Raw genomic sequence first — 13,712 nt, 5'->3', positions numbered from 1 at the left:
GGCATGACACCCAGCAGCACGCCGAGCCGCGAGACGTCACCCATCTCGATCAGGTCGAGCAGTCCATCGTCGAAGCGCGCACCGGGCATCAGCTTCATGCCGCCACCGCCGTTCTCGGTGTTGGCGACCATTGCGGTGAACAGAGAGCGCGTGCCCTGCGCGACACCGTCGATCGCGATCGCGACGTCGCGATGGCTGTAGCCCAGCGTCACCGGCGGCGTCATCAGGAGATAGGAGACCTCGCCCAGCTTCTTGAGCCAGCGCGATTGCGAGGTGCGATGGCTGATCGTAGCCGCTGCGCCAAGCGAGACGATGAGATAGCCGAAGCGGTCGACCGGCCGGCCGTCGAGGCCCATGCAGCGCACGCGCATCAGGTCGATGGCGCGCGTGCCGCGACCGGCCGCGGCATCGAAGGCGCGGTCGGGATGCTGCAGGTAGCCCAGCGCGCGGCACAGCTCGTTGGCCGTGCCTGCCGGAATCGGACAGAGCACGGCATCGGGCGCCGCCAGGCGGCCCGACGGTTCCAGCAGGCCGTTCAACGACTCGTTCACCGTCCCGTCGCCGCCCACCGCCACGAAGCGGCGCACGCCACGGCCGAGGGCCGCCCGAGCCAGCTCGGTCGCATGGCCGGGCGCCGCGGTGAACAGCGGCTCGAAGGCGCCCAGGCGCCTGGCCAGCGCCGCCTCGATCGCGGGCCAGCGCCGCGCCGCTCCGCCCTTGTGGGCGGCGCGATTGACGATCACGGCGAGGGAGGGCCCGGCGACGGGGGATGGCGATTCCATATCTCTCTTCTGCTGACAGAATCTGACAGCGGTTCCATGGTAGCCTAGCGTGGCAATTCCTGTGTCGCATGAAGGAGCGCCCGTGTCGCGCGCACAACGCCTGCTCGACCTCATCCAGGTGCTGCGGCGCCACCGCCATCCGGTGAGCGGCGCGACGCTTGCCGAGGCCACCGGCGTGTCGCTGCGCACGCTCTATCGCGACATCGAGACCCTGAAATCCGAAGGCGCATCGATCGACGGCGAGGCCGGCGTTGGCTACGTGCTGCGCCCGGGCTTCATGCTGCCGCCGCTGATGTTTAGCGAGGAGGAGATCGAGGCCCTGGTGCTCGGTTCGCGCTGGGTGCATCAGCGCTCCGACCGCGCGCTGGCCGATGCCGCCGCCAACGTGCTGGCCAAGATCGGCGCCGTGCTGCCCAAGGATCTGCGTGACGCCCTGGACGATTCCGGCCTGCTGATCGCGCCCGGTGAGCCGGTTGCCGCGGGCGACGCCGAGCTGCCGAAAATCCGTGCCGCCATCCGCAACGAGCGCAAGCTCGGCCTCTCCTATCGCGACAAGGACGGCGTCGCCAGCAAACGCACGGTGTGGCCGTTCGCCGTCGGCTTCTTCGAGAAGGTGCGCGTCGTCGTGGCGTGGTGCGAGCTGCGCCAGGATTTTCGTCACTTCCGCACCGACCGCATCGTCACCTTGACGGTCACCGACAAGCGCTATCCGCGGCGGCGGCAGGCGATGCTCAAGGAATGGCGCGACCGCGAGTCGACGCGGGAGGCTTAGGAAGTCGACGCCCACCTCTGTCACATCTGTGCAAGCCTTCCCGGGGACGAGGAGGTACCATGCTGCTGTCAGAATCTGACAGTTGCCTATCCTACATTGAAGTCACCGAGCCAAGGAGACTCCGATGAGCAAGTTCAGCTTCGTGCTGCTCTACGTCGACAATCCACCGGCCAGCGCGACCTTCTATGCCGATCTGCTCGGCACGCCGCCGGTCGAGACGTCACCCACCTTCGCCATGCTGCCGCTGGGTGGCGACGTGATGCTGGGCCTGTGGGCGCGCCACGACGTCGAGCCGATTGCCACGGTGCCCGGCGGCGGCGAGGTTGCCTTCACGGTTGCCGATGCGGCCGCCGTGGAACAGACCCACGCCGAATGGAAGCAGCGTGGCCTGCCGATCGCCCAGAAGCCCACGGCGATGGATTTCGGTCACACCTTCGTGGCGCTCGACCCCGATGGTCATCGCCTGCGCGTGTTCGCGCCGGCCGCGGCGTGAGGAGAATCACCATGACCAGGAACTGGTTGGCGGTTGCGTCGGCCGAGCATGTCGAGATCGGCCTCAGCGAAGGATTCATGCAGGTGTCGCACGGCAAGGCCTCGCCGCTGCGGCGTATCCAGCCCGGCGATCGCATCGTCTACTACTCACCCAATCGCCATTACACGCCGAGCCACGCGCTGCGCGGCAAGGACCAGCTGCAGGCCTTCACCGCAATCGGCACGGTGAAGCCGGGCACGCCCTACCAGGCCGACATGGGCTTCGGATTCCGGCCCTATCGTCGCGACGTCGCCTGGCACGACGCCGCAGCGACGCCGCTCGCGATGGTGAAGGACATGCTCGCCTTCACGCAGGACAAGAACTGGGGATACCGGCTGCGCCAGGGCGTGGTCGAGATCAGCGACGCCGACATGACGACCATCGCCGAGGCGATGTTCACAGCCGCGGCACCACTTCGTCGGCAAGCAGCCTGAAGCTCTGGCGGCTGAGCGGGGCGCACATCAGGTAGTTGAGGCCGATCTCCTCCCGCAATCGATGGATCTGCTCGACCATCGACTGCGGCGAGCCGTGCAGGATGACGCTGTCGAGGTAGTGCTGCACCGGCTCCTTGCCGTCGTAGGTGCGCGGCGGCATCGACTTGCGATGGGCATGCTGGGGGCCGGCATAGGCATCGACGATCCACTGCCCGCCGCGGCGCGCAACGTCCGCCGCCTCCTCGTCCGTCGGCGCCAGGGCGACCAGGCGCGCCATCGGGATATCGCGGCCCGCATCGGAGAAGCCCGCCTCGGCGAGCTTCCGAGTATAGTGGCGGCGCTTCGCACCGAGGTCTTTGAACGACGCGTGCGGATCCATCAGGATGGAGAAGCCGCGGCTCGCCGCCCAGTCGATCGCCGGCTCCGAGGTCGCCGCCATCCACACCGGCGGATGCGGCAGCTGCATCGGCTTGGGCAGGACTTCGACGTCCTCGAAATCGAAGTGCGCGCCCTTGAAGTTTAGCCGCTCCTGCGTCCAGGACTGCAGCACGATCTCGACGGCTTCGCGAAAGCGTTCCGCGCTCTGCTCGGGCGGCACGCCAAAGGCGTGGAACTCGGAATGGGCGAAGCCGCGTCCCGCGCCCCAGTTGACGCGACCGCCTGACAGCATGTCGAGCAGCGCCACCTCCTCGGCGAGCCGCAGCGGATGATAGAGCGCGGCGAGCGACACCGCCGTGCCGATGCGCAGCCGCTTGGTGCGTGCCGCCGCCATGACACCCAGCATGTGCACCGACGGGCAGACGCTGAAGGTGGTGAAGTGATGCTCGGCCAACCACACCGCGTCGAAGCCGCCACTTTCCATGATATCGATGCGCTCGAGCGCCCGGGCATAGACCTCTTCCAGGGGTCCGTGACGGCCGGGCCAGGAAAAGAACTGCAGAACGCCAATCTTCATGACTCACTCCGCCTCGATGCCGGCGGCCAGCCCCCGCCGGTCACTCCTTGTCGAGAATTAACCCAGTCTGATCAAGTGCTTAACAAATGGTCCGCGGCCGCACCCGAACGAGCCAAATGGATCTTTCACTTACCAATTGAAACCAGCTCGCAGCGCAACCACATCTCCCGCGCTGCAGAAGTGCCCACGGGGGAGTGTGTTTTGCCCGTACGTTCTCGTTTGCTGGCCCTTGCGGCCTCCGTCTTCCTCGCGCTCACGTCCGCAGTCCTCGCCCAGGGAGGCCCGCCGGCGATGCCCGTCACCGTCGCCGCGCCAATCGCCCAGCGGGTGACGCAATGGGACGAGTATTCCGGACGCTTCGAGGCAGTGGCCTCGGTCGAGGTCCGTGCCCGCGTTTCGGGCTTCATCGAGCAGCTGCATTTCCGGGACGGCCAGATCGTCAAAGTCGGCGACCTGCTGTTCACCATCGACAAGCGGCCGTTCGAGATCGCCGTTGAGAGCGCCCAGGCCGAGGTCGCGCGTAACAAGGCGCAGGTCGACCTGGCCGATCTGCAGGTCCAGCGCGGGGCGTCGTTGATCAGTTCGCGCACCATCACCGACGCGGACTACGACCAGCGCAAGGCCAACCTCGCGGTAGCGCGCGCCCAGCTCAAGACCGCCGAAGCCGCCGTGCGCCAGGCCGAGCTCAACCTCGAATGGAGCGAAGTGCGGGCGCCGATCGCCGGCCGCATTTCCGACCGCAAGGTGGATGCCGGCAACCTGATCCAGGGCGGCCAGCAGGGCGCCACCATGCTCGCCACCATCGTCACCCTGGATCCCATCCGCTTCGTGTTCGACATCTCCGAGGCCGACTATCTGCGCTACACCCGGCTCTACCTCTCCGGCGAGATAGCCTCGGCGCGTGATCGCGATTCGGTGAACCCGGTGCGCATCCGGCTCGCCGACGAAAGCGCATGGACGCGCAATGGCAAGGTCGACTTCGTCGACAACGCCCTGAGCCCGCGCTCGGGCACCATGCGCACCCGCGCCATCGTCGAGAACAAGAACCAGCTCCTGGCGCCCGGCATCTTCGGCCGCGTGCAGTTGTTCGGCGGCAAATACGATGCCTTGCTGATCCCCGACTCGGCGATCGTCTCCGACCAGTCGCGCAAGATCGTGTTCACGGTAGGTGACGACAACGTCGTGCAGGCCAAGCCGGTAACGCTGGGACCGCTGGTCGAGGGGCTGCGGGTGGTGCGCGAAGGCCTGGCGCCCACCGACAAGGTGGTGCTGGACGGACTGGCCAACCCCATGGTGCGGCCGGGCGCCAAGGTGATGCCGCAAAAGGGCGAGATCAAGACTGCCGCCAAAGCCGAGTAAAGGCGCGTTCAGCCCATGCGTTTCTCACATTTCTTCATCGAACGCCCGATCTTTGCGTCGGTCCTGTCGATCATCATCCTGATCGTGGGCGGCATCGCCCAGTTCAGCCTGCCGGTGGCCGAGTATCCCGAGATCGCGCCACCCACGGTCAACGTCACCGCGACCTATCCCGGCGCCTCCGCCGAGGTTATCGCCCAGACCGTCGCCACGCCGCTCGAGCTCGAGATCAACGGCGTCGACGACATGCTCTACATCAACTCGCAGTCGACCGGCGACGGGCGGCTGTCGATCAACGTCGTGTTCAAGCCCGGCGTCGACATCGACCAGGCTCAGGTCAACGTGCAGAACCGCGTCGCCGTTGCCCAGCCGCGCCTGCCCGAGGACGTGCAGCGGCTGGGCATCGTCGTGCGCAAGGCCTCGCCCGACCTGATGATGGTCGTGCACATGACCTCGCCCGACGGCAGCCGCGACCAGCAGTACATCTCCAACTACGCCACGCTCTACGTGAAGGACGTGCTGAGCCGCATCGACGGCGTGGGCAACGTCCTGGTGTTCGGCGCGCGCGACTATTCGATGCGCGTGTGGCTCGATCCTGCGCGCGTGGCCGCCTACAACTTCACGGCGGGCGAGGTCATGCTGGCGATGCGCGCCGCGAACCTGCAGGTCGCCGCCGGCGCCATCAACCAGGCACCGGCCGTGTCGCCCGGCGGCTTCACGCTGTCGGTGCAGACGCTCGGCCGGCTCACGTCTCCCGAGGAATTCGGCAACATCGTACTGCGCGCCGAGCCCGACGGCTCGGTGGTCCGGCTGCGCGACGTGGCGCGCATCGAGCTGGGCGCGCAGGACTACACGATGAATGCCTATCTCGACAACAAGAACGCCACGGCGCTCGGCATCTTCCAGCGGCCCGGCTCCAATGCGCTCGCGACATCGGACGCCGTGAAGGCGACGATGGAGAAGCTGAAGAAGGATTTCCCGGCCGGCCTCGGCTATTCGGTCGTCTACAACCCGACGGAGTTCATCCAGGCCTCGGTCGACGCGGTGATCGAGACGCTGTTCGAGGCGCTCATCCTGGTCGTGATCGTGGTGATCCTGTTCCTGCAGACCTGGCGGGCCGCGATCATCCCCCTGCTCGCCATTCCGGTGTCGCTGATCGGCTCGTTCGCGGTGATGTCGGCGGTCGGCATTTCGTTCAATACGCTGTCGCTGTTCGGCCTGGTGCTGGCGATCGGCATCGTGGTCGACGACGCCATTGTCGTGGTCGAGAACGTCGAGCGCTACCTGACTCAGGGCCTGTCGCCCAAGGCCGCGGCGCACAAGACCATGGACGAGGTCGGCGGCGCGCTGATCGCCATCTCCCTGGTGCTGATCGCGGTGTTCCTGCCGACCGCGTTCATCACCGGCCTGCAAGGCACGTTCTACAAGCAGTTCGCCATCACGATCGCGGCCTCGACGGCGATCTCGGCTTTCGTCTCGCTGACACTGTCGCCGGCCATGGCGGCCCTGCTGCTCAAGACCCATGCCCTGTCGCCTCTCGAGAAGGCTAAGCCGGGGCTTCGCGACCGGCTGATGTGGCCGATCAACGGGTTCTTCCGCCTGTTCAACCGCGGCTTCGAGGCCCTCGCGAATTTCTACGGCCGCGCCACGGCCCGCCTGATCCGCATGGCGACGATCGTCCTGGTCGTCTATGGCGGCCTGCTGGTTCTCACCGGCTACGAGTTGAAGGTGACGCCGACCGGCTTGGTCCCGCAGCTCGACCGCTCCTACCTGATCGCCGCCATGCAGCTTCCCGCGGGGTCGACGCTCGAGCGCGCCGACCGGCTGGTCCGCCAGGCGTCGGAATTGATCATGGCCACGCCCGGCGTCGAGCATGCCGTGTCCTTCGTCGGCTTCGACGGCGCCACTTTCACCAATGCGCCCAACACCGGCGTGATCTTCGTCACCCTGAAACCATTCGACCAGCGCCGCGACCTGCCGATGGAGAAGATACTGGGCGAGTTGCGCGGCAAGATGTTCTCGCTGCGCGAGGCCTTCGTGTTCGTCCTCGAGCCGCCCTCGGTGCCCGGCATCGGCACCGGCGGTGGATTGAAGGGCTATGTGCAGGATCGCGCCGCGCGCGGCCTTCCGGCGCTCGAGGGCGCCACCTGGGCGCTGGCCGGCGCCGCCGGGCAGACGCCCGGCCTGACCCAGGCCTTCACCCTGTTCAGCACGCGCACGCCGCAGATCTGGGCGGAGATCGACCGCACCAAAGCCGAGCAGCTCGGCGTGCCGATCGCGCGCGTGTTCGAGACGCTGTCGATCTACATGGGGTCGGGCTACGTCAACGACTTCAACATCCTGGGCCGCACCTATCGCGTGACGGCGCAGGCCGACGATCCCTACCGGCTCACCGTCCGCGACGTCGGCAACCTGAAGACGCGTAGCGCCAGCGGCGAGATGGTGCCGATCGGCTCGGTCGCGACCTTCTCGGACACGACCGGTCCCTACCGCGTGGCGCGCTACAATCTCTACCCGGCAGCCGAGGTGCAGGTCGCGCTGCAGCGCGGCTTCTCCTCGGGCCAGGGCATCGCCGCCATGGAGGGCCTGGCCGAAAAGGTCCTGCCCTCGGGCTTCGGCTTCGAATGGACCGAGATCGCGCTGCAGGAGAAGCTCGCCGGCGACACCGCCGTGCTGGCGTTCGGGCTGGCCGTGGTGTTCGTCTTCCTGCTGCTGGCGGCGCTCTACGAAAGCTGGCTGCTGCCGCTCGCCGTCATCCTGATCGTGCCGATGTGCGTGCTGGCCGCCATGGTCGGCGTCACGATGCGCGGGCTCGACCGCAACATCCTGGTCGAGATCGGCCTGGTGGTGCTGGTCGGACTGGCGGCCAAGAACGCCATCCTGATCGTCGAGTTCGCCAAGCAGGCCCACGAGGCCGGCATGACGCGCTTCGATGCGGCGGTGAGTGCCGCGCGCACCCGCCTGCGGCCCATCCTCATGACCTCGCTCGCCTTCATCCTGGGCGTGGTGCCCCTGGTGGTGAGCTTCGGCGCCGGCGCCGAGATGCGCCAGTCGCTCGGCACCGCGGTGTTCGCCGGCATGCTGGGCGTGACCTTCTTCGGCCTGATCTTCACGCCGGTGTTCTACACCGTCGCCACCGGCCTCGCGGAGCTGCGCTTTAAATGGCGCAAGCCCGAGGTGCAGCCCGAGTTCAATCCGGACAAGGTGTAGGCGTCAGGCCAGGCGGGCGTCCTTCACGGCCGCATCGATGCGCGCCACCAGATCGGCCGGAAGAGGCCCCGCCTCTGCCGCCGCGACACACTCGGCAAGCTCGCGTCGGTTCTTCACGCCCAGCACCAGCGTGTCGATGTCGAGCGACAGCGCGTAGCGGTGGGCAACCACGGCCGGGTTCTCGCCCAGCTCGGCGCAGATCCGGCGGAACGGCGCCGCCAGGGCATAGTCGCGCACTTCCGGATGGTCGGCGGGCAGCGGCCGGTCGATCGCGCTGGTCAGCGCGCCGGCCTGCACGGCGCGGATGCCCATTACGCCCACACCATTGGCCCGCGCCGCCGCGATCACGTCGCGCGGCTTGGCCGGGCCGTCGAAGAACTTCAGGCCGCCCGGCGAATCGAGCAGGTTGGCGATGCATTGCACGGCGGCCGGCGCCGGTCGCTCTCCGAGCAGCCTGATGATGGTGTCGGGATGGCCGATGCCAGTCAGGCCCCAGGCACCGACCAGGCCTTCCGCGACAAAGCGCTCGAACAGCGGACGCACATGCTCGACGAACAGCGCGTAGGGCGTCATGCGGCTGGCTGCATCGGGGCGTACGCTGAGGAAGCTCTCGTCGGGCACGACGTTCGAATGTAGGAAGAACAGGTCGAGGCGCGCGAGGCGCAGGCGTTCCAGGCTGGTCTCGATCGAGCGCTGCAGCAGCGACGCGATCTCGCCGGCCGGCGGGTTGCCGAGATTGCACTTGCTGGTGACCCGCACGCCGGCCGGCAGCTTGCCGCCATAGGCATGGCCCACCACCTCCTCCGCCTTGCCGTCACCGTAGCGTGGCGCGAGGTCGAGCAGGGTGATGCCGGCATCGACCGCCGCGTGCACCGTGTCGATGCACTCCTCCGTGGTCGTCTCTCCCCACAGCATGCCGAGGCCGCCGCCGCCCAGGGTCAGGGTCGAGACGGCGGGCAGGGAACCGAAGGAGTGTGTCTTCATGGCGACCTCTTGCTCACGGAGGGCTGCGACGTGCGCCGCAGCAAGACAATAGAGAATCTCTTGTGAGCCGCGCCATCGTCGCGCGACCTCGAGCAGAACGTCGAGCGCTTCTTCGATTCCCCTCTTGCGGAGGGTCATTCAATCAGTACATTGAATGAATATACATGGAGCCCCGGATGTCAAGCGACAGCCCCAAGCATGCCCTGTTCGCCGGCCTGGCCGAGGTCGCCAAGGCGTTGGGCCACGGCGATCGGCTCGAGATCCTGGAGCTGCTCGCGCAGGGCGAGCGCAGCGTCGAGGCGCTGGCCGAGCGCCTGGGACTGCCGGTCGCCAACGCCTCGCAGCATCTGCGCCTGATGCATCGCGCCGGCCTGTTGACGTCGCGCCGCGATGGCAAGCGCGTGCTCTACAGGCCGAGCGATCCGGCAGTGCTGACGTTGCTGATTGCCTTGCGCATGGTTGCCGAGCGCAAATCGACCCAGGTGCGCGACGTCATCGCGAGCTACTTCCACAGACGCGACGCCCTCGAGCCGGTCGCGCGTGCCGAGCTGGTGCAGCGCCTCGAGGACGGGAGGGTCACCGTGCTCGATGTGCGGCCCGAGGACGAATACGCAGCGGGCCATGTCCCGAAAGCGGTGAACATCCCGTTGCGCGATCTCGTGCGGCGGCTGCGCGAGTTGCCGCGCGGTCGTGAGATCGTCGCCTACTGCCGCGGTCCCTACTGCGTGCTGGCGTTCGAAGCCGTGGCGCTGCTGCGCGAGCGCGGCTTCAAGGTCCGCCGCCTCGAGGACGGCTTCCCCGAATGGAAGGCAGCCGGCCTGCCGGTTGGGTCGTCGTGAGCGACACGTTCGTGACTTTGCGGTCCGATCTCCTTCCCCATTTCTCGCATGAACGGCCGCCGCAGCTGCACTGAAGTGAGTGAGAAGGGTTGGTTCGACCAGGGTCGGCGCCTATGTGTGGCACGCTGCCGGCCCTGAGTGGCGGCGCGTGCTCGACAGGCCGATGCCATGAACCCCAGCGGAGGAATCGCCCAATGAGTGTCCATCCTGCCCTCGCCGCCGGCCGGGTTGCCGTCGTGACCGGCGCGGCGAGCGGTATCGGCCTGGCAGCGGCCCGCCGATTCGCCGCTCTCGGCATGAAGGTTTGCCTGGCCGATCTCTCGGCCGAAGCGCTGATCGAGGCGGCGGCCGCGGTGGCGGCCGTTGCGCCGGCGGGAACGGCGTCGGTTCTCACCGTGCCGACCGACGTCAGCCGGCTCGACAGCGTGCAGGCGCTGAAGGACGCGGTCTACGACAGGTTCGGCGAGGTGGCGGTGCTGATGAACAATGCCGGCACGGCGCCGGGCGGCGGACCGTGGGACCATATCGAGCGCTGGCGACGCGTGCTCGAGGTCAATCTGTGGGGCGTCATTCACGGCGTGCAGATCTTCACCCCGGCCATGCTGGCCCAGGGCACGGCCGGCGCCATCGTCAACACCGGGTCCAAGCAGGGCATCACCTGCCCTCCCGGCGACACCGCGTACAATGTCAGCAAGGCCGGCGTGAAGGTGCTGACCGAGGCGCTGGCCCACAGCCTGCGCAACGAGGCCGGCGCACACATCACCGCCCATCTGCTGATCCCGGGCTCGACCTTCACCGGCATGACGAGCCGCGGCCGCACCGAGAAGCCGCCCGGCGCGTGGACGCCCGACCAGGTGATCGACATGCTGATCGAAGCGATGAATGCCGGCGATTTCTATGTGCTCTGCCCCGACAACGAGGTGACCCGCGAGGTCGACGTGCGGCGCATCCGATGGGCGGCGGGCGACATCACCGAGAACCGGCCTGCCCTGTCGCGCTGGCATCCCGACTACAAGGCGGCCTTCGAGCAATTCCTGCACGCGGAGAAGTGACCATGCCTCGCCTGCCCTTCCTGATCGCCGGCGCCCTCGTTCTCGCGGCGGCCTTGCACTTCGGACTGGCACCGTCGACCGCCGAGACGGCGCGCGTGATCCCGCCGCCGGCGCAGGACGAGTCCGCCGGCGAGGCGACGACGGCGACCATCGTGCTGGCCGGCGGCTGCTTCTGGGGCGTGCAGGGCGTCTACCAGCACGTCCAGGGCGTTCTGGGCGCGGTGTCGGGTTATGCGGGCGGGCCCAGGGAGACGGCGAGCTACGACCAGGTCACCAGCGGCCGCACCGGCCACGCCGAGGCGGTGCGCATCGTTTACGACCCGCGCCGGGTGACCCTGGGCCAGCTGCTGCAGATCTACTTCTCGGTGGCGCATGATCCGACCCAGCTCAATCGCCAGGGTCCCGATGTCGGCACGCAATATCGCTCGACCATCTTTCCGGCGACCGACCGGCAGGCGAGCTTGGCCAAGGCCTATATCGACCAGCTGGATCAGGCGAAGGCCTTTCCGGCGAAGATCGTCACGACGATCGAGCCCGACCAGGCATTCTACCCGGCCGAGGCCTATCATCAGGACTACATGACGCGGCACCCCCGGCAGCCCTACATCGTCATGCACGACCTCCCGAAGGTCGAGAGCCTGAAGCGGCTGTTCCCCGCCGCATGGCGGAGTGATCCGGTGCTGGTGTCGAAGACCGGGATGTAGCCAGGCCAAGGCCGTCACGCGAAGGAGCGGGCGCGCGGCGGCCGCATCAGGGCGAAGCTCACCTGCACCAGGCCAGCCAGAAGCCCCAGGCCGACGCCGAGGCGCCAGGCGAGATCGTAGGAGCCGAGCGTCTCGAACAGCAGGCCGCCGCCGAAGGCGCCGAGGAAGCTGCCGAGCTGATGGCTCATGAAGGCGACGCCCTGGATCATCGCCTGCCATCGCAGACCAAACATCTCGGCCACCGATCCCGCGACCAGCGGCCCGACGCCGAGCCACAGGAAGCCCATCAGGGAGGCGAAGACCAGCGTGGTGGCGGGCGTCGGCGGCAGCACGAAGTACCAGACGAGCACGAGCGAGCGCGAAACATAGATGCCGCCCAGCAGCGCGAGCTTCGACCAGCGGCCGCCCGCCCAGCCGAAGAACAGCCCGCCGAAGACATTGAACAGGCCGATGGCGGCCAGCGCCTGCGCGCTCAACGCGGGATCGAGGCCGCAGATCGCGAGGTACGACGGCAGGTGCGTGGTGATGAACAGGAGCTGCATGCCGCAGACGAAGTAGGCGCCGGTCATCACCAGGAACGACGGAGTCTTGAAGGCGCTGGCCAGCGCTGCGCGCGGCGAGATATCGCCCGGCGCCGCGCCGCCGGCGCCGGGCAGCGGCAGGCGATCGACCCGCCCGGCCAGCCAGGCGGCGGGCAGCATCCCCAGCGCCAGCGCGAAAAAGCCCAGCACGCCAGCTCGCCAGCCGAGCTCGACGATCAGCGCCTGACCGAGCGGCGCCGACAGGAGCGCGCCCAGGGAGCCGGTGGCGGTGATGGCGCCGAGAACGAGGCTGCGCGAGCGCGCGGGCACGGCGCGCGAGCCGACCGCGAGCGCAATCGCCGAGGCGGTGCAGGCCAGCGCCACACCGATCAGCGCGCCGGCGCCCAGCATTACCCCGACGAGGCCCTGCGCCGAGGCGAACAGGGCGAGGCCGGCGAGATAGAGAAGCGTTCCGCTCAGCATCACCGGGCGGAAGCCCAGGCGGGCGGCCAGCAGGCCGGCGACCGGTTGCAGGAGGCCCCAGGCGAGGTTCTGCACCGACAGCGCCAGCGCGAAGTCGGAGACGGAGACGGCGATGTCGCGGGTGAGCGGCGGCATGACGAGGCCGAAGCTCTGGCGCACGCCCATGCCGATGCTCAGCATCACCGCCGCTCCCAGCACGATCGCCAGGTTGGGCCGCAGGTCCTCGGCGACGCTCATGGCCGACGCTCCGCTGGTTACACAGACCTGTGTACCTAAATGGCACTCGCCGGCCGGTCAACAAGGAAGTAAACAGATCGGTGTAATCATGACGCGGGCATCGGACAGAGCCGACATGCAGGAACGCATCCTCGAGACAGCCGACCGGCTGTTCTACGAGCAAGGCATCCGCGCGGTCGGCGTCGACACGATCGCGGCCGAGATCGGCATCAGCAAGCGCACGCTCTACAACCACTTCCCGTCGAAGGACGAGCTGATCGTCGCCTACCTGTCGCGACGCCTGCGACCGGCGCCGGCTTCCGACCTGCCGCCCGTGCAGCAGATCCTCGGCGCCTTCGATCGGCTCGAACGGACCTTCGCGAGCAGCGTGTTTCGCGGTTGTCCCTTCGTCAACGCCGTGGCCGAGCTCAAGGAGCCGAACCACGCCGCCAACCGGGTCGCGCTCGCCTTCAAGGAGCAGCGCCGCGCCTGGTTCCGCGACCTGCTGTTACGACTGGCGGTCGACGACGCCGACACGCTCGCCCTGCAGCTGCAGATCCTGGTCGACGGCGCCATCGCCACCGCCCTGGTGCGCGGCGATCCCAAGGTCGCGGTTACGGCACGGGCGGCAGCGCGCGTGCTGCTGGAGGCCGCCGGGGTGGAGGTGCCGGGACGGAACGGACAGAGACGTCGGTGACGAATGTCATGCTCTTCCGGACCGCGGGCGTCTCGCCCGCTCTTCTCATGAGCGGGCGAGACGCCCGCGGTCCGAAAGACCATGACTCAGGCCGGATTCGGCCGCAGCACCCTGTGCAGGTCCAGCACCGGCGGGTCCAGGCCGAGCTGCGACCGCATCGTGTGGACCTGGCCGC

At 68.1% G+C, this 13,712-nt stretch carries 13 protein-coding genes; 9 read left to right on the top strand and 4 right to left on the bottom strand.

Going from position 1 to position 13,712, the window contains the following annotated elements; all coding sequences use genetic code 11:
• Positions 1 to 782 (bottom strand): diacylglycerol/lipid kinase family protein (locus AB7O82_RS31145; RefSeq protein ID WP_428621048.1); only part of this gene is annotated, 782 nt, incomplete at its 3' end.
• A gap of 82 nt (positions 783 to 864) precedes the next feature.
• Between AB7O82_RS31145 and AB7O82_RS31140 the strand changes: the two genes are divergently transcribed.
• The 3 genes from AB7O82_RS31140 (at position 865) to AB7O82_RS31130 (ending at position 2,520) form a co-directional block, all read left to right on the top strand.
• Positions 865 to 1,554, top strand: coding sequence for a helix-turn-helix transcriptional regulator (locus AB7O82_RS31140; RefSeq protein WP_428538371.1), 690 nt, complete (start codon positions 865 to 867; stop codon positions 1,552 to 1,554).
• A gap of 124 nt (positions 1,555 to 1,678) precedes the next feature.
• Entirely contained in the window at positions 1,679 to 2,047 is a 369-nt protein-coding gene (locus AB7O82_RS31135) for a VOC family protein (protein ID WP_428538374.1), read from the top strand.
• A gap of 11 nt (positions 2,048 to 2,058) precedes the next feature.
• Positions 2,059 to 2,520 (top strand): EVE domain-containing protein, encoded by a 462-nt coding sequence (locus tag AB7O82_RS31130; protein ID WP_428621047.1) that lies wholly within the window; start codon positions 2,059 to 2,061, stop codon positions 2,518 to 2,520.
• On the opposite strand, the gene AB7O82_RS31125 is transcribed toward AB7O82_RS31130, so the two are convergent.
• Entirely contained in the window at positions 2,483 to 3,475 is a 993-nt protein-coding gene (locus AB7O82_RS31125; protein ID WP_428538380.1) for an LLM class flavin-dependent oxidoreductase, read from the bottom strand. The two genes, AB7O82_RS31130 and AB7O82_RS31125, sit on opposite strands and share 38 nt — an antisense overlap.
• 291 nt (positions 3,476 to 3,766) lie before the next feature.
• On the opposite strand from AB7O82_RS31125, the gene AB7O82_RS31120 reads away from it, so the two are divergent.
• Together AB7O82_RS31120 and AB7O82_RS31115 are read left to right on the top strand one after the other, a co-directional pair.
• A complete protein-coding gene (locus AB7O82_RS31120; protein ID WP_428538383.1) occupies positions 3,767 to 4,834 on the top strand; it encodes an efflux RND transporter periplasmic adaptor subunit in 1,068 nt (355 codons plus the stop codon).
• 15 nt (positions 4,835 to 4,849) lie between these two features.
• Entirely contained in the window at positions 4,850 to 8,041 is a 3,192-nt protein-coding gene (locus tag AB7O82_RS31115; RefSeq protein ID WP_428538386.1) for an efflux RND transporter permease subunit, read from the top strand.
• 3 nt (positions 8,042 to 8,044) lie between these two features.
• Here the strand turns inward: AB7O82_RS31115 and AB7O82_RS31110 are convergent, their stop codons facing one another.
• The gene (locus tag AB7O82_RS31110; RefSeq protein ID WP_428538389.1) at positions 8,045 to 9,025 is read right to left on the bottom strand and encodes an aldo/keto reductase; all 981 of its coding nucleotides are present in this window, start codon (positions 9,023 to 9,025) and stop codon (positions 8,045 to 8,047) included.
• A 176-nt stretch (positions 9,026 to 9,201) separates the two neighbouring features.
• Between AB7O82_RS31110 and AB7O82_RS31105 the strand changes: the two genes are divergently transcribed.
• The 3 genes from AB7O82_RS31105 to msrA all read left to right on the top strand — a co-directional run bounded on the left by AB7O82_RS31105 (position 9,202) and on the right by msrA (position 11,620).
• Positions 9,202 to 9,864: an ArsR/SmtB family transcription factor gene (locus AB7O82_RS31105; protein WP_428538392.1), complete on the top strand. Its 663-nt coding sequence runs from the start codon at positions 9,202 to 9,204 to the stop codon at positions 9,862 to 9,864.
• Between the two features lie 194 nt (positions 9,865 to 10,058).
• Positions 10,059 to 10,916: an SDR family NAD(P)-dependent oxidoreductase gene (locus tag AB7O82_RS31100; RefSeq protein ID WP_428538395.1), complete on the top strand. Its 858-nt coding sequence runs from the start codon at positions 10,059 to 10,061 to the stop codon at positions 10,914 to 10,916.
• 2 nt (positions 10,917 to 10,918) lie between these two features.
• Positions 10,919 to 11,620, top strand: coding sequence for a peptide-methionine (S)-S-oxide reductase MsrA (gene msrA / locus AB7O82_RS31095; protein WP_428621045.1), 702 nt, complete (start codon positions 10,919 to 10,921; stop codon positions 11,618 to 11,620).
• A gap of 14 nt (positions 11,621 to 11,634) precedes the next feature.
• Here msrA and AB7O82_RS31090 read toward each other — a convergent pair whose 3' ends face one another.
• A complete protein-coding gene (locus AB7O82_RS31090) occupies positions 11,635 to 12,861 on the bottom strand; it encodes an MFS transporter (RefSeq protein ID WP_428621044.1) in 1,227 nt (408 codons plus the stop codon).
• A gap of 115 nt (positions 12,862 to 12,976) precedes the next feature.
• Between AB7O82_RS31090 and AB7O82_RS31085 the strand changes: the two genes are divergently transcribed.
• Positions 12,977 to 13,537, top strand: coding sequence for a TetR/AcrR family transcriptional regulator (locus tag AB7O82_RS31085; RefSeq protein ID WP_428538404.1), 561 nt, complete (start codon positions 12,977 to 12,979; stop codon positions 13,535 to 13,537).
• Positions 13,538 to 13,712 lie beyond the last annotated feature (175 nt).

Origin of the sequence: Reyranella sp. (assembly GCF_050185545.1) — a bacterium.
Lineage (GTDB): Bacteria > Pseudomonadota > Alphaproteobacteria > Reyranellales > Reyranellaceae > Reyranella.
Note: the sequence above shows the minus strand (reverse complement) of the source record. Positions and strands in the feature narration are given on the sequence as shown.